We start from the raw sequence: 21,872 nt of genomic DNA, 5'->3' as shown, positions 1-21,872 counted from the left end.
TCCTTATCGTGTGTAGGGGGTGGCGGCGAGGCCGCGGCCTAGTGGCAGGGTTGTGAACATCGCGACGTCGTGATCGTCAGTGGCCCAGTCGATTCCGGCGATGGCCGAGTCGTTGGCAGCTTCTTCGACGCGCATGCAGGCGCGATCTAAGTCATCGGGGTCACGACCGGTCACTGCGATCGCCGCGGCATATACCGCCCCGTGGTGTCCGGAGCCGGGCACCAGATCGTGGCGGCGTCGACTGGAGGCATTGGTCAAGACCTCGGTCGACCCGTCGTCGAGCTTGCCGCGCTTGGCCTCCTTGGTCTTGCGCGCTTGATCGGCCGTGAAGTCCCCGCGTGCGGCTGCGCGGGCTCGGTGGGCGGGCACGAAGTCCAGGCGGACGCTGATGGTGCGGATGGTGGGCATCGGCGCGGTCTCGTCATCGCCGGGATCTGCTTCCACTCCGGTCAGCAGCGGTGCCAACCACAACGGCCCGAGTTCCACGGGTTCGATGGAACGGGGCCGGATGTAGCCGACCCTGGTCCGCCAGGCGCCCGTGGTTCCCACGGCGACGCTCTCGGGTCCGCCGATGTAGGTGGGCCAGCAGCTGGTCCAGGTGGCGTCGCGGTGGCGGTCAATCTTGAAGCTGGGGTCCAGGAAGGCGCGGATGATCGCGCATGCCCGGCGTTCACCGAGCACGTCGATGCGTCCCATACCCGCCAGTGCGAGAAGTCTTGTGGCGCGTTCGGTTTCGTCACGAACCAGTTGCGCGATCGCCCCGACGGTAGTGGCGTGTTTGGTTCGAACCAGCCGCGCGGTCTCGGCCATGAACGCTTCGCTCTGCGGAATCCGCAGCACCACAAACGATCTGTGCTCCTCGGCCAGGGGTGCGGTGAGGTCGATCAGTGCGCCATAGGATTCGACCGCGGGCCCTAACCGTGGGTCGGTCAGCTGGGTGACCCGGGCGTGTGCCCATCGGGTATGCCGGGTCATGTCGTGCGGGACGCTGCGGTGCAGCAGTTGGATGCCCCGGATGTGAGAGCCGCCGCGCGCTAATTGCGCGAGGAACGTCCCGAACGAGGCCGACGAGGCGGCGTAGGCGCTGTCGCCGCGTAAGCCGTCCGCGACTCCTTCCACTGCGACGATCACCGAATATGTTGTGCGTTCACCTGGATTGGCGGTCCGCACGATGAACATGTCGTCCAAACCCGTTCCTGTCACAGGTAGCGGTGCGGTGTTGCCCAATGGTGGTGGGAATGCCCAGCCTGGATCCAGTTCCGGGTCACCGTAGTGGGGGTCGCTTCGGTGGCGGTAGATGTGCTCACCGCGTCGACGCCGCAACCGGGTGCGTGCGGTGTGGGAGCGGCGGGCAGCCCAGGAGGGTTTGTCGCGCCATTCCATGGTGGCCGCGAACACTGCCACCAGCTTGATGATCGCGGTGGCGATCGCCCAGGCTTGGCCGCCGCCGAGCACATAGATCGCGACTGCGGCGGCGAGGGCGACGGCCCAGCTGATCAGGACTGGTCGTGACAGGCCCAACCAGGATCGGCGAGCGATCTCCCCGCCGAGGATCGAGGTGCGCGCCTGGGTACTCATGACGATTCCGACTCGGCGTCACCGGGCGCTGCTTCCGCAGTCGAGCGTGCCTTACCCAGGGCGCCGCTAGCCGCCTGCGCCGCAATCGGCGCAGCAACCATTCCCAACGACAACGCCGCCGAACCAACTCGCTGAACCGGCTTGGTCGCGGTCCGTCCGACCTCACCAAGGCCGCGCTTGCTACCGCCCGAACCCGTTGGGTCGCTGGTGTTGCGTGCCAGTGTTTGTCCGAACCGGGATTCGGTTGCTGATCGGCCGTCGCTACTGCCGGCGGTGCGCCACCCCGGATCGCTGCCGCCACCACCGCCGGTGCTGGTGTCAGCGGGTGCACTCTCGCGCCCACCGCGGCCTCTGCCTCCGGCGCCTCGGCTGCTCCACCACATCGCGGTACCCGCGCCACCGACCGCGCCGGCCATCAGCGAGGGCGACTGGCCGAACCCTGCCGCGTCCGAGCGTGACGGCAGCAGTGGTGCGTAGCGCAGCAATGACCACGGCGCCAACCCCGCCACTCCGAAGGCGACTACCACCAGGCACAGCTGCCCCAGCGTGCCGAGTGGTTGTTGTTCGGCGGTGTCGGTGAGACCGGCGTCGATGACACCAGTCAGGGTGGCCAGCAGCAGGAACAGCAGGGGTTTGGACACCACGATCGCGATGAACACCAGCACCGGCCGTAAGGCTTTCTTGCGCCATTGCGGGTGCACCCACATCCCGAACCCGATCCCCGCGGCCACCGCCAGACACGGCAACGCCACCTGATGCATCAACAACCCCGCGAACACCGACAACGCACACACGATCAACAGCAGAAACAGAAACAGCCCGACCAAGACACCACCGGCGATATCGGTCGCGGTCAGCTCGCCGGTGAATCGTTTGAGGTGGTCGATCATCTCGCCCATGTCCGGGCCGACCATCTTCGCAACCGATTCCGAGGCCAGGTTCGCCGCTTCCACCAGCATCGCCGCGAGCATCGGCGCGAACAACATCAACAACACCCCGGCGGGCATATACCCAAACAGGTCCCCGGCGATGGTTTTGACAGTTTCTCCGCGAGATGTTGTGCGCCACAACGCCATCAAGGTCATCACCCCCATCACCATCACCCCGATCCCCGTGCTGAAGGCATACCAGCGCACAAACCACCCGGCGTTAGGGTCGAAGCGCCCGGTCGCGGCCAGCCCGTCGAGGACCTTCGCGCTCAACTCCGAGGCACTGGCTTTGGAGGAATTGGCCCAGTCATCGATCACCGACTGCGGATCATCCACGAACCGCACGACTTTCCCGGTCGCGTCCAACAACCAAGCGAATGCCTGGGTGAACGCTCCCCCAGCGGATTGGCCTGCAACCCCGAACATCGCTTTACCGAACCGGTCTCCGAAACTGGTGTTGCGGTCACGCCACTGCGCGGTCCCGACGAACAACTTGCCCACCGCGCGATTCCAGTCCAAGCACCGCACCAGATCCCCGCTGACGGTATCGGCATGAGCGCAGTCGGCGAAAAAGGCGTGGGCACAATAGGACTGGTGGACGCCACAGGGGTCGGTCCACGCCTGCCCCGGCACCGCGGAGAAGTCCTCGCCGGTGGCTTTGGTGATCTCGTGCATCGATTGCCGATCCGGGGTCTTAGCCCAGTCGAATCCCCATGCGTTCCACGCCGGGCTCGCCCACCGCTTCACATCCTCCGCACACACCGGCATGAGCAGCCCGAAGCGGGAATCCCCGGCCGGAAATACCTTGGGGAGAAGCTCTTTGGGCGGCTCTACACCCTCGGCCACCCAGCGTTCGACCTCCGAACCCGCACTTGCGCCGCCGAGCAATGTCTTCTTCTGCTCGTCGCTGGTCGACCAATACGCCAGCCGATCCTCGACCGCCATGACCTCGTTGATGTAGCGACCGATATCACCGCCACGGTCCGCGCACGCTCCGGAAAACCATGGTCCGGCGCGGAATTCATCGGTACCGCCGACGAACTGCCGTAGCTCGGCCGGAAAACCGTGCGGCAATGATTTCGTTCCCGGCCCTGGCTCGCCGGGTTGCGCGGCCGCTGTCGCCGCGCCGGTTGCGAGGCTCATTGCCAGGGTGGCGAGGACCGCGGCGAGCACGGCGATCAGGTGCTGGTGTCGGTTCATGCGCTCACCCCCGGTTAGTTGACGTAGACGGTGTAATAGCCGGCTTGCAACGGCTGGGTCAGCGGGGAATCAGTGCCGGGCGCGACGACTTGGTCCGGGGAGGGGCCGACCGTCCCGATCGCGTCCTTGGCCTTCCAATCCCCGCGCTCCCACACCAACTCCACCGTGTTCGTCGCCCAGGCGGTGACGATCGAGACCGGCGCACCCTCGGTGATCGCTCCCCGCGACACCGCGACCGTCCACACCATCACCCGCGCCGACGACGAGTCGAACGCGGTGACACTCACCGCCGCTGGCACAAGATTGACCACCTCAGGCCCAGCCGGACGGTCCCGTCCGATCTGCATCGAGCCCCGCAGGTGCGGGCCGGGATCTCGGGCAAGAAGTGCGCCCTGCACCGCCTCCATCGTGATCCGGCCTTGCCCGGCCTGGGTCAACGCCTGCACTGTGTTCACCGCCGCGGTCGCCGCACCTTCCCGGTCGCGGGCGTACCCAACCGGGACACCATCGCGCACGCCCGTCGGTCCGTGCGCTACTCGTACGCTCACACCCGATCCAGCCCCGGGCCCGCTCTTGCCACCGCAAGAATCCAGGCCCACGAGCCCGACCACACCTACCGACAGCGCAACGACACCACCGACCACCACCCCACGGGGCACTTGAGGCCAGCGACGACGCGCTTTTCGCTCGACAATCTCGCTCGACCGTGGTGCCGGCCCCGTTGCAACAGCCGATTCCGGTGACAGATCAGCGAATCTTGTTGTGCTCCAACGCATGTGCCTCACCTCCTGTTCGCTCTGCGCGGGCGTTGATTTCCTGTCCCCGTGTTCTCATCCGCCAACGACGAACAGGATGGTCGCCACCAGTGGTGAGGCTGCTGCGACGAGTCCGACCGAGATCAGCGCGTCTTGCAGCTCTTCTGATCCTTCGGACAGGTCGTTGGCATAGCCGCGGCTCTTGGCTCGTTTGACCTTGAACGCACCCACGATCACCCGCACCGAGGCACCGATGATCACCAGAGCCCACACGAACGCCACGATCCGTTTCCACGTCGCGTCCAGAGCTCCGCCGAACAATCCGAAGTCCGGGCTCACCCCACCCAGCGGGTTTTGGATGCCCTGCGCCGATGCCGGCACCGCACCAGCCAACGCCATCACAATCACACCCGTCGTCACCACGAAAACGCTGCGCCAACGCCTCGATAGCCGTTGCGGCACAGATTTTTTACCTGTCATCGCTTCACCTCCTGCCCAGAAGCAGCCGACATATTCATTCGCTGCTCGGTTGGTTTCGTCGGGCTTGTCGACCTTCTTGCTTCCGCTACCGCTGACGTCGCTCACCAGTCGTCAGCCAGTTCGGGAATAGGTTGCGTCCAGGCCGGTGCCTGGTAGCGGCTGCTCCGCGCCCCGGCACTTTCGTGTAAGGCGTAGGCCAGCAGACGCCGGTGGGTCAGCGATTCGCCGCCGTCTACGAGTTGCCGGGAATCTGGGACGAAGACTGTTTCTATCGGTGCGTGTTGTGTGGCAAGGGTTTCCGCGAGACCGTCGGCGACCGCGGCGGCGACGTGCGTCCATGCCCGCACCGTCGGACGGGGCAACTTCGACACCACGATCCGCTCCCCACCGGCCAGCACCGGGTCGTAAGGCACGCGCACTACGCGCCCGGCGCAGGCACGGTCCAAGACATCGGTGACCTCGGTCTGCTGGTGGGTGTCGCCGTGTTCGGCGAGCACGATGATCGCGTTGGCGGCCAACGTTTCGTGCCCCGCATCGGCGATACCGTCGAGGAGCCGCAGGGCCGCTACGACGACGTCGCGGCGGTCCGTGACCGGCACCACGAGTTGGGTGGCGTTCTCGATGCTCCAGCGAAACCCTGGTGCGCGTTCATTGTTGCCGGAATCGATCAGGATCATCGACCGGTGGCGACGCAGCACGGCCAGGATCGCCGCGCATTCCTCGCGCCCGACATTGATGCTGCCACCAGGGGTTTGGTCGGAGGCCAGTATTTCGTCCAGGCTCGGCTGGCGCTGCAACATCCGCCCCAGCGCGGAGGCATCGCCGTTGACAGAGCACAACTCTCGCGCGTGCGCCAGCACATCCCACACCGATTCCGGCCCGCTACAGGTCGCGGCGCGGGCACCCAGGGTGCCGCAGGATTCGTTGGCGTCCCACGCCACCACCTGTCCACCCCGCAACCGTCCGAACAACGCCGACAGCACCACCGTCGCCGGTGTTACTCCCGATCCACCCTTCGGGTTAGCCACGACGACCACCGACGTGCCGGGCAGGGGCCGGCGGATCCGTTCCACCGCATGCCGATACGCCACCTCCGGACTCGACCGGGCAGGCTTGAGCCGCAACCCCGCACCATTGAGGATGCCGCGCCACCCCCACTGGGCAGGATCGGTTTCCGCTCTCCGTGCCGGTCGCAGCAGCATCGACAACCGGATTTCCTGCGCCGCCGCGACGTCATGTGCTGACGGCACGGTCGGTGACAGGTTGGTTTCCCCGACGCCGTAGGGATCATTCGGTGCCGACGGCGCGTCGCGATCCTGCTCGGCCGGTGCCTCGAGGCTTTCGTCCTTGGTTTCCGTGGATGCTGGTCGGCGAAGCCGTTGTCGCCGCAAATCCACTGGCCGCTCGGCGGTGTACTCGCCCTCGGTATCTCCGGCGAGGACAGTGGTTTCGTCCATATCCGCCTCCTTGATCCGGTGATCGACAGCCGTACCCTCACGACGGTTCTGGCTTTCGGTGTTCGGGCCGCTCATCGGCGCCCGCCTTCTGCGGCGGCGTACTCGGCGGCCATGCGGGGAATGGCTTTCACGTAGCCCAAGGTCTCCGCGTTCTGACACACACCACCCTGGGAGAGGGTGCCTTCGGGTCCGCAGTTGTACATGCTCAGCCACAACTCGGTCAGTTCGCCGCGTAGCTTGCCTTGCGCCACAGCATCTTTAGCGATCTGCGCGAGTGAGCAGTCATAGGCTGCCTGCGACATCACCGCGTCGGGGATCGAGTAAATGTCGATGCGCCCGTCGCCGTCGCCGTCGATCCCGTGCCGAGCCCACGTCTCGGGCATGAATTGCGCTGGGCCCTGCGCACCGGCCGGGGAGCCGGCGAATCGGTTGAATCCCGATTCCTGCCGCAGTTGCGCTGCCACTAGTGGCGCTGATACCTCCGGGCACGTGGCTGCGGCCTTTCCGATCCAGGGTTGGTACTCGCTGGGCACCGAACCCTCGCGCAACGAAACCCCTGCCACGACAGCAGAACTCGGGTTGCACCCGACCATCGCTGTGGCCGATCCGAGCTGCCACCGAGATCGCGAACTCTGGCGAGAACCAGCTGGCTTGCCCGCGTTCGTCACCGGGACACCGGTCGAGGAGTTGCTCGCCTGTTCGAGCCATGGCATCGGGTCGATCTGTTGCCTACCCTGCAGTCGGCCGCCGGGCACGACTTCGAAATGCAGGTGAGGGCCGGTGGATTCACCGTCACTGCCCACGGCGCCGATCGGTTGTCCAGCACCGACCTCGTCGCCTGTCCGGACGAACACTCCGCCGGCGTCCATGTGCCCATACACGGTCGAGAGCAGGGCACCGTTGTAGACGGTGTCGATGATGATCCAATGCCCGAACCCCTCAGCGGGGCCTGCCGCGACTACTCGACCGCCGGTGGCAGCCTGAATCGGCGTCCCCAATGCCGCGGCGAAATCGACACCGCGATGCACCGCGCCCTCACGCAAACCGAACGGTGACGACACCGCGTACGTGCCTTCCGCCAGCGGCATCACCACCTCATTTGTGGGCATTCGCTGGTGTGTACGGGGAATGTCGGGCAGGCAGTTCGGGTTCGGCGGTTTGCGCTCTCCTGACCCGAGTAGGAACGCGACCGCGGCAACTATCGCCAGACCACCGACACCGAGCAAGCCGATCAACGGGGCGGCCATCACACCACCCCCGCCACGTTGCGGATCCGCGCAGAGAACCAATCAGTGAGCCAGTCAACGGCATTGCGTTGCCCATCGACGAGATAGTGCTCGTAGCCCCGATGAACACCGGAGGCGAAGAAGTTCGCCGCCGTCACCCCGTCAGAGGTCAACTGAGCAAGCGCGTCCCCATCTTGCCCACTGAGGCTGTCGCTCAACTGCTGTGCCACCGCACCCAGCCCTCCGGCGCCGCTCGGCGCTGACGCTCCGGGCTCGGAGCTGTGGCTGACTGTGCCGGTCAGGGTGTCCACCGCCAAGCTCGCGAATCCGAGCATCGTCGGTACCAGTCCGACCAGTCGAGTCCCGACCTCAATCGGGTTGCCGCCCTTGGTGATCGCCTCGGCGATGCCCCACAGGTCCTCCTGCAACCGTCCGACCTGGCGGGCCAGCGCGACGACGTTCAGGTTGTCCAGCAATCCGACGAGGACCGACGCGGTCTGCGCGGTACCGGAGGTGTCCGGGATCATCGCGACCAGCTGTGACACCGTCCGAAGATCAACCCCATCGGCCAGCACCACCAGCGGTCTGAACAGGGTGTTCAATTCACCGAAGAGCCCGTGCAGGACGCTCACCTTGGCCGCGACGTCGGTGGTGTCCATGATCGCCGCGCCGATCCGCGAGACCGTGTCGACGATCGCGGGCACATTCGCTACGAACGCCAACCCATTGGTGGCGACATTGCTCACCTGCCCGACCACGACCGAGGGCTTCAGAATGCCGAGCGCTCGCGACGCTTGTGATAATGCTTCCGGCGAGGACGAGCCCATCGATTCGGTCAATGGCGCAGTCGCCGAAGCCAACCGGCTCGCGGCAGCCGACTGCTCATCACCAGCCGGAGTACCCGCTGCCGATCCAGCAAGTTCGGACAACGAATTCAGCGCAGCTGGCAGGTCCGACCGTGCCAGTCCCCCGACCACGTCACCTGCCAGCCTTTGTGGTGACCCCGCAGCGCTCTTCGACAATCCCGGCCCGGCCTCGGGGTTCGCCGCCTTCGCCCACGAAGCCAGCTCACCGAGCGGCCCTAACGACGCCTGCAGTTCGCGGACGGCCGCCGACACATCGTCGGCATCGACCTGTCCCTGTCCCGCAGACGCGACGATCTTCTCGATACCGGCCTGCAGACCCGGCAGGTCGATGTTGCCGACATCGGAGATCAAGGACTCGACCAGTTGCGGCGCTGAGCCGACTTCCTGCTCGGTCGCACCCGGCACACTGCCGACAGGTTGCGACAGGATCCGACCCAGCCCAGCCAGAACGGGATTGGTGGAGGCGTTGGTCGCGCAGTATTTATCCTGCTGTGCACAAATTTCGGCCGTCACCGCCGACAAGGCACAGAACCCGCCTGGGCGCGGGCCTGCGATGCCTTCACCTTCGACCTGCGGACCAACCAGCTTCCCGCCGTTGGTTCCCTGCCGGGGGTCAGCGATCAATCCCACCGCCAAGACTCGATCCGCGCTGACCGGGTCGCCGGAGCAGCCGATCGACGCAGCGAGGTCCCCTAGCGCATCAGCACCCTGCGAATAGCCCGCCAGTACGAACTTCGTTGCACCACAGCGCTGCCCGAACTCCTCGATGACCTGTCGTGCCGCTGACACGCCGGTCGCTTTGCTGTTTCCATAGGCCATGCCGTTGAACGCCGCAGCTGCATACGCCGGGAACCGGAACACGAACTTGTCACCGAACTGCTCCGCCAAACGGGTCGCCACCGGCGCCAACAGCCCGACCGCTTGAGTCTCATCCGCTCGAGCATTCGTTTCCCACGTCCCGGGCAAGAACACGCCAGCCACCGATGGGCAATCCGATCCGCCCAACCCTCCACCCGACCATGGACTTCCGACAGCCACTCCAGCGCCGGTCATCGCACCGCCGAATCCGATGACGCATACGGCCCCACCGGCCAACAGACGCATTGGCACTGAGCAACGAAACGATCTCCCGACACCCCGGCCCGATTTCACGACGCGTCCCGACTGGTCGACCGTTTCCGCTCCTGCACCCAAGCGTCGACAGTCGACGCCTCCAACTTCAGCGGAGAGTTCTTCGCAAGTCCCGATTTCCAAGCCCGCGAGTACAATTCATGCCCGGCGACGCGCAGATGACGGATACGATCTGGCGTATCTCCCGTTCGTGCGCTGATCTCTCGAATCCGTAGGATCCGCTCAACCGGAGCAGTATTCACACCTTCCGCAGCACAATCACCCATGAATCACCTCCACTAACCTTGGCTCGCAGCGTCTTTCGCGCGCCGAGCCGCCGCCGATCGAACCCACGCAAACGCGCAAGCCTGGTCAGCGCAACTATTTGAGAGACAGGCGCCAGCCACCGCGCCACCGCATCAAGCCCGACCTCCGTCTACGGGCCTACCGGTTGCGCGAAAGCTCTACACTTCGTTTGGATTTGCGATCCGATGCTGGCGCAGCCCGCAATCGCATGAACGCTCCCTACCACCTTGCAGTCGGCGACGTTCCTGAACCAGCCTCCGCAAACGCCGGTCATCATCGACCATCGCGTCGTACAGCCGCTCGAGGCGCTCACTGAGTCCCGCGTCTCGCAGGACTTCGGGGCGCCGCCGATCACGTTGCGTCGCTGATTCATCGGCATTCCAAGTGCCGACATCCACCACTGCGGCAGGTTGCCGAGAGAAATTGTTCATGGCGACCACCTCCTTCGCCCAGTGTCAGGAGTCGAAACTTCCTATGCAGGAAGCGAATTCAACCCTTGGTTGGGCGCAGAGCTGTCATGCCGGCCGAAAGCGCTCGTCTCGCATAAATGCAGTCCCCACCCGTATGGGTTGACAGCGGGATTCGCGTCAGAATCGTCCAGCCCTCGTCCGGTTCCGCACTGCGGTTACCGGGAAACCCCTCAGATCAGGGCAATCTCGAATGTAACCCACATCACAGTCCGTCCGCAACCTTCGCGCAATCTGCCCGCGAAAGCCTGACAGCCATCGCCAGCAGGACAGGCCAAGTCAAACAGCCCGCATGAGCGGCAGCCCGGCTGTTCAACCCATGAGCGGTGCCGCCATGGCAACCCCCCTCGGACGGGCAAGCAGACACCTCGAAAGTCGCGGGAATCCGACCCTGGCCGTGCCAGGACGTAGCCGAAGTGCAATCCAATGCGATGGTCCGTATCGCCCACGCACACCGCATCCTGACCTATCGTCGAGACTATGGTCGCCAGCTGGATTCTGGTCGAAACACTTGGAGGCGGACCGCCGCACGTGATCACGGTTGGGCGACACGTTCGACCGATGCGGCCGCTGGAAAACGAGCTTCGCGGAGCCCACCGCGAAGCAATCATCGATGCGATCGCTGGAGCCTACGAATCAAAAGAGCCCTACCGCGCCAAGGCCAGATCCAGAGGCGTCCAAGTCATCGCGGAACCGTTTCTATCTCCCCTACGCATAGTCAACGCCGTCCAAGTGTGGGCAGGGCCGGAGTCCTCGGAGCCACCCGAACGCCTGCCTACCGGCGCATGGGCGTGGGATGTCGACCGAGGCACATGCCTAGCCAGTCCGGACGTTCACGCGGTGTACCGAATCCCACCAGAGAAGGCCCTTACCGAGATCTCCAGAGTGCAGTCGATGTTCGGCGTAACGACCGCAGCGCGGCACCAGGAAGTTGCGCTGGCCAGGGTTATGGCCGGCCAGGTCGGAACCCAAGTCCACGAGGTATGGAAGATATGGCGGTACGACGACGTACTGCGCGACTTTCACTTCGCCGCACGATTGTCCGTCGACGCCGAAGGCAAACGCTGGCTTCATGGCGTGACCCAAGACATCACCGAGGGATCGTCTGCGATCGCGGACCCGCTGACCTTCGCCGACAGCCTCATGGAAGCCGAAATGGCTTCGCAAGCAGGCGCTCACGCAGCACTCGTGGACCTACGAACACTGACCGCGATCCGATGGCTATCCGCCCCGATGCCAAGTGTGCAATGCGAAATGACCGGACATCCCGAACGTGATCCAGCGATACATCCTGAGGATGTCGCCACAGCGAAGGCACTGGCGGAAGCGGTGCGGACAGCGCCGGTCGAGGGCCATATCCGCGTACGCAGCAACGATGGCGGCTGGATCCGGATAAACATTGTCGCTTCCCTAGTCATCCTGGACGAAACCGTGACTCCTACCGCGGCACTGGTCAAGGTTCGTGCGGATAGTTCGTAACCCGACTGCCAATTTCACTGGACATTTTCCGGCAAACTTACTACTCTGCCGTATAGCATCCAGCTATCAATCTTCGCTGGAGACGGCAGTTGCTTGTTTCTCTCGGCAGCGCACGTCCCGCTGACACCTGGTGGCGCTTTCGCCTAGGCGAAGCCAGAACCAGCATCGTGTTCACGCGAGGAGACGGCGCTCATGACCATTCCGATTCACGCCATCACCACGACACCGGCCATCTCGTCGATGCCGACTGCCACATCTGCGTGCACCCGCTGCTCGTCCACTAGATGGTTGATGTCAGCGAGCTGGACCTCGGTCGACAACACCAAACCACTTCAGGCCACTTCCCCTCTGCCGACTCGGCCGTTCAATGCGCCGAGAACGGGCACGCTTCCGCGCAGGACGTCATATGCAGGGGGTTCGCTATGACCACCGCCGACGATGCGCTGTCGCCCTCTGCTGGCAACATGCCGACTCACCATCCACGCCGACCCAAGCCACCCCACACCCAGCCATCACCTCGAGCACGACACCAAAGTGTCCACGGCCACGCACAAAAATCCAACGCCTCCCCTGCCGACATGCCGCGTCACCGATCCGACGTTCGCGACCAGCAGCAGAGAATCTCCCCCGCGCGAAGGCAGTGGGTCGTCGTCGAGACTCTGTCCGCCGGTACGCGGCCTTCGGTGATCGTCGACGGCAGCTACCGGCGGCACTTCGCTAACGTCAACCGGGTCAGCATCGCCACCAGCGCGGCGGTAGCCCGACGCCTGCAACCCGTCGTCGACCATTGTGCGATCAGCGGCCAATCCCAACTCGACATCGTGCAACTACCCTCCGGAACCGCCCTCCGAATCGTGGCAGTACCGGTAATCGGACCAGACGGTCGCGTGTACGGAGTCGGACTCTGGACCGGGGCAATGCACGAGGCAACACCACCCATCCCGCCGATCGGCACAATCGAGTGGACTGCCCATACCGGCACTGCCAGAACATCTCTGGCACTGGAGCACCTGCTCGGCGTACCCGCGACCAAGCGAGTATCCGAACGCACTCTTCCCGACCTGATGGCTCGCTTCGATCGCTGCGACGACCGAATCAACTTGCTGGCGCTATTTGATCCTTCCCACCCTGTCGGCAGCTGGACCGGAACTGCCGCAACAAGATTCACTGACACAGGCCGACGCCACCTTTACATCGCCGCTCGAACCGCTTCGCATCAAGGCGCCGCACGAATCATCCGCGGCATAGTGTGCGACATCTCCGACATCGCCCCTCCCCCCGCCGCCGATCTAGGTTCCATGACCTGGCGCCATGTCCCGACCAAACCTGGACACGCAGTCGGAATCGTCGACATCAATACCTGGCTCATCCACGAATGGATCACCGTCGATCACCCAATGTTGAACTCCTGGCTCCACCAGAGCCCGGAGCTACATCCCGACGACACCACTGCGCTCGCCAGTGCTCGAACTCAAGTCCTAGATACAGGACAGGCGATGCGTAACTTCCGTCTCCGATTCAGGGGACAACTGCGATGGCTACAAGTTCGAGCTGAGTGGACGCGCATGTCGAACGACGACCGGCCGCAAGCCTTGATGGACGCTTTCCCTTGCCCACCAATCAGCATCCCGCTACCGCCGGTCGCGCCGTAACCCCGGGCCATATCCCGCAGATCATCGGCGCAGATCGACCCCGCCGGATGACCATTACTGCGTTATTCAGATCAACCCGAGATCTCGCCGCACATTGCATTGGTCGAACTGGCCACAATACAAGGATAAACGTACGAGAACCGTTGTGGCTCAAAATACTCCGCGAATCTTGATGGACATTCTCAATCACATTCACCCTAGCTAACTACAGTTAGGGCAAGTGAGCGGTAATGCCGATGAGCGCGAGCGTTGAGCGCGGCGAGGGAGAAAGTTGTCCAGCTGCGCAACAAGACCGATGCGGAACTACAGGTATTTCGCCTGCAACAGTGGTGCCGTATCCCAAGGCGGTTTACGAGTAGCAGCCTTCGGGCCCGAGGGGAGTCTCGCCCAGTGCCGCGGCCACCTTGGTGTAGATCTCGTACCGCTTCTTCGCCTTGGTGCTGTCGCCGCCGGCGCATTCCAGTACGCCGTTGATCGCTTTCGTGGTGACACCGAATCCCCGCCCGTAGTTGGGGGCACTCGCCACACTCGTGTGCCAGTACCAGAACGACACCGCCCATGCGATGTACTCGTCGCTAGCGACAACCTCGGGCGTGCGATACAGACGGTCGTCGCCGAAGATTCCCTGCGACGCTGCCCGGTAGTTACTAGACCAGGTCAGCTGAATGTAGCCGCGCCCGTGGAAGGTCTTGCCGTTGTCGCCCGAGCTTGCGTACGCGGCCGCCGTTGCTGCCGGGTCGCTCACGGCGAGATATTCTTCTTTGCATTCGAGGCCGTCCGATTCCCAGAGGATCTGGGCGAGGAACTGGGCGAGGTCTCTGCGAGTCGAAATGCTCCCGACAGGGAGCGCGGCGCACATCCCCTTGTACTGGGCAGTCGTCGGCGTTCGATAACCGGCGCCCTTCACTGCCGCCGCGAACTCGTCTTCGGTGATCAGATTGCTGGAGCGCTCAGCTGTCATGGAACCAATCATGACGTGCGCCAGGCGATCTCGCGGGCGACTTCGACGTTTCATGGACAAGTTCTTCCGTCGCTGGTGGAGCCCCCCGAGGGAATCGGCGTGTGCCACCGCAAGGTGGACAACGAACTAGCGTTGCCGTTGCTTCCCCAGGCAGAAGATGGGCACCAAACCCGTTGCACTCCCGACGATTCAGCTTTCGGGCTAGGCTTGGTGCGGGATTCGCTCGATGTGATCGCTGATGGCGACGGAGGAACATGCAGATCTTCGTGAAGAAGCTCACCGGTCAAACGCTCACGCTCGACGTTGATCCAGGCGCGCCCATCGAGGTGATCAAGGTGAAAATCCAAGAGTTCGAAGGCATCGCTCCGAACCAACAGCGTCTGATCTTTGGGGATAAGCAGCTCGAGGACACCAAGACACTGGCGGACTACAATATCTTGGACGACGCGACCCTCACCCTGGTGACGAGGCTCAGAGGGTAAACGGCTCCACACGGCCTCACCCCGGACCTCGCCAACAGGCGACGGGCAGCAGCGCCTCCGAAACCGTTCATGATCACAAATGCCCGTGCTCCGTCAACCCGACGCCCATGAGTCGGTCCAGCAACCAGCGCCGGGCCCGAAACCGGAGGCCGCGACGCCTCCAGGCCACGAACATCGAGACCCTTCGTGAAAGCCCGGTTCAAGACGCAATGGAAGATGTTCAGGTCTTTCCGAAATCGTTTGTCGCCCTTGATGCCAGATCGCGGACCTGGCACAGCGCCCGCCCGGCCCAGCCCGCGCGGCAGTGCTCGGTCCGCACTTGGTGGGGACTTGTTCGCGCTGGTCCCCGCACTCACCAAAGTGCCCAAAAGTCATGTCGCGTCTGCTCGGAACAACGAAACTGCTCTGTAGACAACTACCATCCTGTCGCAGCGCGGCAAACGAGGAACGGACACCCCGATGGCAGACGAAACGCCCGACGAGGTCCAGGACGATACCGCAACCAACACAGAAGCCGAGGCGCCGGTGACGCCTGCCCCTGTGCGGAACCCGCCGAAGGTCGCAGCACCTATTCCGGATAGTGTTGTTTTCGTCCAGCCCCCGCCGGTCAGCTAAGCCATCCGCCGCACCAGGCAATGGGTGCGTCCCTGCGGCGCAAGCATTTTCGCTACAGCGTTCTCAGCGCCGATACCGGCCGTGCTGGCAACACTGCCGATGGGTTGACGGCGGTGGGCGACGGGCCCTTTTGTGGTTCAAACTCCCACGTATTGAGCCGGGCCACCGTCACCATCAGTGTCTGGTGCGGTGGGGCTACCGGGTCGACCTCATGGAGCGCCCGTGTTCGGGTTCCGGTGCAGTAATAGTGGTTTCGGTTCCGGGCGGGCCTGATCGCCCCAGGGTCGGGTGTCAGTTTCCCTCGTTCGAGGTTCTCCATCACCATCGAAGCCCGCAGTGCTGATCGCTTACGGCACCACATTCCTGGCCACCGAATCGCGACCGCACACCCTGGCATCGCCATCGATCCCGCTCACGTCGACACACTGTCCGCCACCATCGTCCGACTGGTCCAATCGTTGGCCCTCACCCCCGACTTACCCCCGCAACTACGCACCGAGCACGGCCTGCGCGACTACGCCCAACCACTGCTCGCACTCCTGACACGCCCCCTGAACTGAACGGCCCATTCTATCTGCGGTTGCGGTCGAAGCTCGGTCGACATTTCGATTAAGGCCGTTGGGCGACAACGGTGTCGATACACTTCGAGCCCAAGAGTGATGACCTTGTGGTTACCCATCCGGTCGGCCATTGGATGTGGGATAGCGGCTCGTCACAGCGCGGTCTCTCGCGAAGGAAGGGGCTCCCATGGATGACACGGCTGTCGACCAACCGTTTCTCATGCCGATCGAGGAAATCCGCACGATGGCCGGACGTGGCACGGTGGTCACGGGGCGGATCGAACGCGGCATCCTCAAGATCGGCGACCCACTCCAGATCGTGGTCGGGTCCACCGACATCATCGAAACAACCTGCATAGGCATCGAAGCGGGCGGGTCGCTCACCGAGGCCCGCGCCGGCGATCAGATCGGTGTATTGCTTCGCGGCGTGAAGCGAGAGGACATCATGAGGGGGCAAGTACTTGCCGCACCTGGCAGAGCCAAAGCTTAGGGCCCACTTTCGGTGCTGATGCTGTAGGAATGCCGCATCAACAGGCGCTCACGAACATCCGCTCATCAGCGTAAGACGTTTTGTGTCAAACGGTTCGGTCGGTGCCCCGTGGTCTGTCATCGTCCCGGCATAGCGGTAATGGGGTTGGTGCCCGGCAGCGTGCAATCAGGTTGTGTGACCGCACCCAGTTCATTGTTTGTCAGTGCGTCTCCTGTTGGAGGATTTCGGTGGCGGCTCTGATGCCTGCGCTGATGGCGCCGTCCATGAATCCGGCCCAATAGGTGGCGGTTTCGGCGCCCGCCCAGTGCACGCGTCCGAATGGCTCGCGGATGGTCGAGCCATAGGCGGTGAGCGTGCCCGGGGCCATAGCGGCGGTAGGTGAGCCCTGCGTCCAGCGTTCGTGTGTCCAGTCCTGCTCGACGTACTCGATCGGGTGCAGTGCTTCCTCGCCTACGAGTCGAGCCAGCCCTTCGAGCACTGCCTGTCGGCGCTCGGCTGGCGGCAGTGTGCCGTACTCCCGCCAGGCGCCACCTCCGATGAAGACCAGCAGCACACCGATGTCGCCTTCTGGTGCGCTGTTGTCGAACATCACCCGGACCGCGCCGCTGTCGGATGCCCCGAAACCGCTGAGGCCCTTCGCCCGCCAAAACGGCGTCTCATAAACCGCGTCACACTTCATCAGTGCACCCATGGTCATCCGACGCATCAGCTGCGCGCGTTGAGGTGGCAACAACGGCGACCACTCGATCCCGCTCACCATCGGCGGCGGCGCGGCGACGATCACCCTGGACGCGGTCACCACGCCACGGTCCCTGCCCACCGTAACGCTATGGGAAGTCTGGGTGATCGTGCGTACCGGGGCGTTGAGCGCCACCCTTGTCCCCAGCTGCGCGGCCATTGCCAGCGGAATCACTTGCGAACCGCCGACGACGCGATGCTCCTGCGCCCCGCCCTCCACCGATGAGGCTCGGGTGAAGTTTCCCTTGGTTGTCACGTCACCGGCCGCCGCGATGTACCACAGGAAGAACAGCAGCGACACCTCACGCGCATCGACCCCGAAGGACGGCTGCATGTACATCTGAAAGACACTCAGAGTCTGTTCCGTGCCTCCGTTGTTCGTGATCCACTCGTGAACGGTCAAGGAGTCCCATTCGGCGGCATGCTCAGCGGTCCACGGCGCGTCCACCGCGATGGTGGCGGCCATCTCATCAACCTGCGTCAGCACCACGTCCGCGCCCGCCAGCAGGTCGGCGTCCGGCGGCAGGATCCCCGGGTAGCGCTGAGTCCGCCCGAGCTTCTCGCTGTATATCACCGAGTCGCCGACGATGTACTCGGGGAATGTCTTCACCCCGAGCTCGTCGCATAAGCCCTTGATGTGGTGCTGCGCGGGACCGATAAACGCCGCGCCCTTTTCCACCACCGTCCCGTCGGAGAGCTGGTGGTTCAGGATCCGGCCACCGACACGATCACGTGCTTCCAGCACCAGCACCTCACGCCCGGCCGCCACCAGCTCCCGCGCGGCGGCCAGCCCGGAGATCCCGGCTCCGACAATCACGACGTCCACCGAGGACGGCAGATCGCCCGCGATGTTCGGCGACGGCACCTGCGCTTCGGTCGCATCCGGCGGGTCGATGTAGATGTCCACGTCTACCTCCTGAGCAGAGCACCGAAGTGCGGTTGTTGATCGTCTCGGCGTCGATCGGTGTGTACCGGAATCTGCACGCGCTCGGCCTCAGGCGAGGTTGGCGTCGGATCAGTCTGATCATCGAATGGCGGCGTGCCCAGTGTCTGAGTAGACGTATTTCGATAGTTTTCAGACACATCCAGCGGCACCGGTAGTCCCACGATGACCACCCGCCCTACGGCGGGCTTGGGGTTGATCACCGGCGCTGAGCAAGGAATTGGCCTGGCCCTAGCGGTCGAGGCGCGGGTCACCGCGAAGCAACAGCAGTAAACGATCGCCCCATCAGTGAGTTCCGTCTCGGCCAACTAGGCGGCCATGGGGATCACCACTGCCGCAACAAATTACGGCGCTGCGTTTGCGTCGGCGTGGGAGCTCGTCGGCACCCGGGGTGCAGCACGGTGGGCAGGCCGTCAGGGTCGCAGGATCAGTCGGATGGGGTTGCCCTGCTTGCTGCGCAGTCGTTCGACACCGGTGGCGGCCTCAGCCAGCGGCAGTACGTCGCTGATGGAGCGGGCGAGGTCGAGGCGGTGGTGGCGTAGCAGGTTGAGAACTTCTACGACGTCCTGAGGTGCGGATCCGAAGTGGCCGAGGATGCGCTGGAATTGGCTGCTGAAGCTGATGCTGTTGGTGATGGTCAGGGGAGCAGGGGTCAGGCCGACCAGGGTCAGGCTGCCGTGCGGCGCGAGGCAGGACACCGCCTGATCGTGGACGGCGGGTACCCCGGCCATATCGAAGGCGGCGTCGAGGCCGTGTCCGGCGGTGGCGTGCAGGACCGCTTCGGCGAGGTGCGCATCGGTGGGGTCGAACGCGCAGTCCGCACCGAAGTCCAGGGCGCGGCTGCGAGCTGCTTGGTTGGGGTCCAGAGCGATGATGGGAGCGGCGCCGATGGCGCGCAGGAGTTGGATGGTGTGTGCGCCGAGTCCACCCGCTCCCCATACGCCCACCGCCTGAGAAGGTTGGACTCCGGCGGTGGTGGTGATTGCCGCCCACGGGGTGGACACCGCGTCGGGGATGATCGCGGCTTGTTCGAAGGGCAAATCGTCGGGGATAGCAACCAGATCGGCGTGATCGGCCAGCGCGTATTCAGCCATGCCGCCGTCGTAGTGCACGCCGCGTATGCGCACCTGTCCGGCGAAACTGCGGCCCCCGGCCTGCAGCAGTACACGTGTGCCGCGGACCCATACCGCAGGCACCTCGGCGCCCACAACATCGATGGTTCCGGCGACTTCGTGGCCGAGGGTGATCTTGTCGCCGGAGGCGAAGAACCCGGGCAGGTTTCCCTCGATGGCGTGCACGTCGGACAGGCAGATCCCGGCTGCGGCGACCTTGATCCGAACCTGGCCGGGACCGGGATGCGGGACCGGCGTTTCCTCGACGGCGAAGGTAAGCGTGCGCGTGTTCAGGCGCGCGGCAAGCATGGTATCGGACATGGCGGAATCTCCTTATTTGCGAATGGGTTTGAAGGTGACGGGTCGAAGGCGAGCCGGCCGGCGGTGCGGCGGGATCGGATGTCTTCAGTCAGGCCGCCGGAAGCGCCCCGGCTTCAGGTTCACGCGGTTAAGTTGACAACGTTAACCTGACGGTGTCAACTTGAGAAGTGACCACGAAACGTGCACGTGCCCGGCGGGGTGAGGGTCCCCTGTTGCGTGAAGAGATCCTGCGGGCCGCCGAGCAGCTGCTCATCGAGACCGGCACCGAAGACTCGCTCACCGTGCGCGCGGTGGCGCAGCGAGCCGGGATCAGCACGCCGTCGGTGTACCTGCACTTCGCGGACAGGGAAACCCTGGTCGAGGCGGTCTGCCTGCGAGCATGGGAAAAACTGGACGACCTGATGTGCACCGCGATCCAGGAAGCACCCGACCCGTTCGTCGCACTCGGCCAGTGCGCACGGGTTTACATCCGGTTCGCGCTCGAATATCCGGTGCAGTACCGGATATTGATCATGCGCCCGGCCACCGGTCCGGAGACACAGGCCGCCGCGACCGTCTGTGTCCAGCACTTTGTCGATACGGTTTCGGTCTGCGTCGAAGCCGGTGTGCTGCACGGCAATCCCCAGACGCTGGCACTGAGCCTGTGGTCTGCCGCCCACGGCTGCGCATCCCTGGTGATCGCCCAACCGTCATTCCCCTGGCCCCAGGACCTCGACGCGGTGATCGAGCAGACGATCCGCATGGCTGGGTTCGGCGCCGCGTTGTCCTCGCGACTGCCCAGCGCCGTGACACCCGATGCTGCCGAGCTGGCCGCGGGCCTCGACGACCTCACCGCGCGCTGGAACAGCCGCGACCGCCGATGACTTCATCACATCACGACGGGTGCGGATTCCGAACCCTGGCTGTCCGAGCTGCCCGGTCGACCTCAGCAGCGAAGAGAAAATCCATGCTCAGCCGTTGCAGCGGTTAGGGCATCAACAATGTTTGGCTGTGTTGTCGGGCTCAGCGATCACGACCGCGTTGCCACCCAATTGCTTTGCTTGATACATGGCCGAATCCGCGCGGCGAAACAACTTCTGATGACGTCCAGGGTGCTGCATATCGGCCCCTACGGATTCGGATACCGCAGCACCGACACTGGCGGTAATCGTGATCGGCAGATCGGATATCGTCTCGACCGCGCGCCGTGCCCGCTCGGCGACGGCGCTGATGGCCTCGTTGCCCAGATGACCCACGATCGCGAATTCCTCTCCGCCCGTGCGGGCGACGATGGCGCCGGGGGCCGCGGTCGCGTGCAGGCATTCGGCCGTCCGCACCAGTACCTCGTCGCCGAAGGGGTGACCGTAGGTGTCGTTGACAAATTTGAACCTATCCAGGTCGAGTGTGACGACGTACACGCCATCGGGACCGCGGTGTCCGATGTATCGCGATAGGTGCGAGTCGAGGCCGCGTCGGTTCATCAGCTTGGTCAGCGGGTCCGACAGCGCGTCCAGCCGCAGTAGCCAGTGGCAGAACTGCACGGTAGGCAGCACGACGACGGTCACAACGAGATTGAGCAGCACGGACCCGACACCGAGGAAGACGTCCCCCTTCCCGTGTCCGGTGCCCCAAGGCCAACCGATGACCAACATGATCGCCAACGACACGATCGAGAGCAGTGACCAGCCGATATGCGCGGCCAGGACTCGTGGACCGTGGAAGATCGTCGCGTATCCGCCGGTCGTCACCAGTAGGACGATGCCGAGCGCGCCGGAGAGCCGGTCCCGCACCATCACGTTGTTTGCGGTAATGGCGATGTCGACTCCCACGATCCACGCGAGCGATTCGAGTTCCCGCGGCCACGGCAATGACCACCAGCGCACCGTCCACGCCCCCGCGAGGCCGATCGTGACCGCAGCCTGTGTATCCCCCACCGGCCCGGCCTGGCCCGCCTGAGACATCCAGACCAGTGCCGTGATCAGAGCCATGATTATGCCCCCGGATCCGACCATGAGCTTCAACGGGCGCAGCGCCGAATGCGATTCCAAGGTCTCGACGAGCCAGGGGTAATCGACGCGGTCATGCCACCAGGCTCGATATGTCGAACGAATATCGGCCATCGACTTACCGCCTTACGTCGGCAATACGGTCACCGGGCATCGTGCG

At 64.3% G+C, this 21,872-nt stretch carries 15 protein-coding genes and 2 pseudogenes; 6 read left to right on the top strand and 11 right to left on the bottom strand.

The window, feature by feature from the left end; genetic code table 11:
• Nucleotides 1–3 precede the first annotated feature (3 nt).
• The 7 genes from ACIBK2_RS12285 to ACIBK2_RS12255 form a co-directional block, all read right to left on the bottom strand.
• On the bottom strand, nt 4–1,578 hold the full coding sequence (locus tag ACIBK2_RS12285; RefSeq protein ID WP_396966418.1) for a hypothetical protein: 1,575 nt from the start codon (nt 1,576–1,578) through the stop codon (nt 4–6).
• Nucleotides 1,575–3,707, bottom strand: a complete 2,133-nt coding sequence (locus ACIBK2_RS12280) for a hypothetical protein (RefSeq protein ID WP_396966416.1) — start codon at nt 3,705–3,707, stop codon at nt 1,575–1,577. Before ACIBK2_RS12280 ends, ACIBK2_RS12285 begins: the two co-directional genes overlap by 4 nt.
• Before the next feature lie 14 nt (nt 3,708–3,721).
• The gene (locus ACIBK2_RS12275) at nt 3,722–4,255 is read right to left on the bottom strand and encodes a hypothetical protein (RefSeq protein ID WP_396966414.1); all 534 of its coding nucleotides are present in this window, start codon (nt 4,253–4,255) and stop codon (nt 3,722–3,724) included.
• A gap of 282 nt (nt 4,256–4,537) precedes the next feature.
• Nucleotides 4,538–5,047, bottom strand: coding sequence for a hypothetical protein (locus tag ACIBK2_RS12270; protein WP_396966412.1), 510 nt, complete (start codon nt 5,045–5,047; stop codon nt 4,538–4,540).
• A complete protein-coding gene (locus ACIBK2_RS12265) occupies nt 5,044–6,399 on the bottom strand; it encodes a MinD/ParA family protein (protein ID WP_396966410.1) in 1,356 nt (451 codons plus the stop codon). Before ACIBK2_RS12265 ends, ACIBK2_RS12270 begins: the two co-directional genes overlap by 4 nt.
• Nucleotides 6,400–6,470: 71 nt before the next feature.
• Nucleotides 6,471–7,646, bottom strand: a complete 1,176-nt coding sequence (locus ACIBK2_RS12260) for a peptidoglycan DD-metalloendopeptidase family protein (RefSeq protein WP_396966408.1) — start codon at nt 7,644–7,646, stop codon at nt 6,471–6,473.
• The gene (locus tag ACIBK2_RS12255) at nt 7,646–9,685 is read right to left on the bottom strand and encodes a cutinase family protein (protein WP_396966406.1); all 2,040 of its coding nucleotides are present in this window, start codon (nt 9,683–9,685) and stop codon (nt 7,646–7,648) included. Before ACIBK2_RS12255 ends, ACIBK2_RS12260 begins: the two co-directional genes overlap by 1 nt.
• A gap of 1,169 nt (nt 9,686–10,854) precedes the next feature.
• On the opposite strand from ACIBK2_RS12255, the pseudogene ACIBK2_RS12250 reads away from it, so the two are divergent.
• From ACIBK2_RS12250 to ACIBK2_RS12240, 3 genes and pseudogenes are all read left to right on the top strand, one after another.
• Nucleotides 10,855–11,130, top strand: a pseudogene (locus ACIBK2_RS12250) (GAF domain-containing protein); the annotation flags it as partial.
• Between the two features lie 138 nt (nt 11,131–11,268).
• A complete protein-coding gene (locus tag ACIBK2_RS12245; RefSeq protein WP_396967211.1) occupies nt 11,269–11,853 on the top strand; it encodes a hypothetical protein in 585 nt (194 codons plus the stop codon).
• 422 nt (nt 11,854–12,275) lie between these two features.
• Complete coding sequence (locus ACIBK2_RS12240; RefSeq protein ID WP_396966404.1) at nt 12,276–13,505, top strand: GAF domain-containing protein; 1,230 nt, start codon at nt 12,276–12,278, stop codon at nt 13,503–13,505.
• A gap of 349 nt (nt 13,506–13,854) precedes the next feature.
• On the opposite strand, the gene ACIBK2_RS12235 is transcribed toward ACIBK2_RS12240, so the two are convergent.
• Nucleotides 13,855–14,466, bottom strand: coding sequence for a chitinase (locus tag ACIBK2_RS12235; RefSeq protein ID WP_396966402.1), 612 nt, complete (start codon nt 14,464–14,466; stop codon nt 13,855–13,857).
• A 254-nt stretch (nt 14,467–14,720) separates the two neighbouring features.
• Here ACIBK2_RS12235 and ACIBK2_RS12230 point away from each other — a divergent pair, with 254 nt between their 5' ends.
• Together ACIBK2_RS12230 and ACIBK2_RS12225 are read left to right on the top strand one after the other, a co-directional pair.
• On the top strand, nt 14,721–14,948 hold the full coding sequence (locus ACIBK2_RS12230) for a ubiquitin-like protein (RefSeq protein ID WP_396966400.1): 228 nt from the start codon (nt 14,721–14,723) through the stop codon (nt 14,946–14,948).
• 1,380 nt (nt 14,949–16,328) lie between these two features.
• Nucleotides 16,329–16,607: pseudogene (locus ACIBK2_RS12225) on the top strand (EF-Tu/IF-2/RF-3 family GTPase); the annotation flags it as partial.
• Between the two features lie 205 nt (nt 16,608–16,812).
• Here ACIBK2_RS12225 and ACIBK2_RS12220 read toward each other — a convergent pair.
• Nucleotides 16,813–18,258, bottom strand: coding sequence for a flavin monoamine oxidase family protein (locus ACIBK2_RS12220; protein WP_396966398.1), 1,446 nt, complete (start codon nt 18,256–18,258; stop codon nt 16,813–16,815).
• A 449-nt stretch (nt 18,259–18,707) separates the two neighbouring features.
• Nucleotides 18,708–19,727, bottom strand: coding sequence for a zinc-binding dehydrogenase (locus tag ACIBK2_RS12215; RefSeq protein WP_396966396.1), 1,020 nt, complete (start codon nt 19,725–19,727; stop codon nt 18,708–18,710).
• Nucleotides 19,728–19,939: 212 nt separating this feature from the next.
• Here ACIBK2_RS12215 and ACIBK2_RS12210 point away from each other — a divergent pair, with 212 nt between their 5' ends.
• The gene (locus ACIBK2_RS12210) at nt 19,940–20,590 is read left to right on the top strand and encodes a TetR/AcrR family transcriptional regulator (protein WP_396966394.1); all 651 of its coding nucleotides are present in this window, start codon (nt 19,940–19,942) and stop codon (nt 20,588–20,590) included.
• 111 nt (nt 20,591–20,701) lie between these two features.
• On the opposite strand, the gene ACIBK2_RS12205 is transcribed toward ACIBK2_RS12210, so the two are convergent.
• On the bottom strand, nt 20,702–21,826 hold the full coding sequence (locus tag ACIBK2_RS12205) for a diguanylate cyclase domain-containing protein (RefSeq protein WP_396966392.1): 1,125 nt from the start codon (nt 21,824–21,826) through the stop codon (nt 20,702–20,704).
• Between the last annotated feature and the right edge of the window lie 46 nt (nt 21,827–21,872).

Origin of the sequence: Nocardia sp. NPDC050175, assembly GCF_044459885.1 — a bacterium.
Classification (GTDB): Bacteria; Actinomycetota; Actinomycetes; order Mycobacteriales; family Mycobacteriaceae; genus Nocardia.
This window is presented reverse-complemented; position numbering and strand designations above follow the sequence as displayed.

Bases quoted from the DNA above. Each gene is read 5' to 3' on its own strand.
- ACIBK2_RS12285 (WP_396966418.1), bottom strand. From the start codon at position 1,578: ATGAGTACCCAGGCGCGCACCTCGATCCTCGGCGGGGAGATCGCTCGC.
- ACIBK2_RS12280 (WP_396966416.1), bottom strand. From the start codon at position 3,707: ATGAACCGACACCAGCACCTGATCGCCGTGCTCGCCGCGGTCCTCGCC.
- ACIBK2_RS12265 (WP_396966410.1), bottom strand. From the start codon at position 6,399: ATGGACGAAACCACTGTCCTCGCCGGAGATACCGAGGGCGAGTACACC.
- ACIBK2_RS12260 (WP_396966408.1), bottom strand. From the start codon at position 7,646: ATGGCCGCCCCGTTGATCGGCTTGCTCGGTGTCGGTGGTCTGGCGATA.
- ACIBK2_RS12245 (WP_396967211.1), top strand. From the start codon at position 11,269: ATGTTCGGCGTAACGACCGCAGCGCGGCACCAGGAAGTTGCGCTGGCC.
- ACIBK2_RS12240 (WP_396966404.1), top strand. From the start codon at position 12,276: ATGACCACCGCCGACGATGCGCTGTCGCCCTCTGCTGGCAACATGCCG.
- ACIBK2_RS12235 (WP_396966402.1), bottom strand. From the start codon at position 14,466: ATGACAGCTGAGCGCTCCAGCAATCTGATCACCGAAGACGAGTTCGCG.
- ACIBK2_RS12230 (WP_396966400.1), top strand. From the start codon at position 14,721: ATGCAGATCTTCGTGAAGAAGCTCACCGGTCAAACGCTCACGCTCGAC.
- ACIBK2_RS12215 (WP_396966396.1), bottom strand. From the start codon at position 19,727: ATGTCCGATACCATGCTTGCCGCGCGCCTGAACACGCGCACGCTTACC.
- ACIBK2_RS12205 (WP_396966392.1), bottom strand. From the start codon at position 21,826: ATGGCCGATATTCGTTCGACATATCGAGCCTGGTGGCATGACCGCGTC.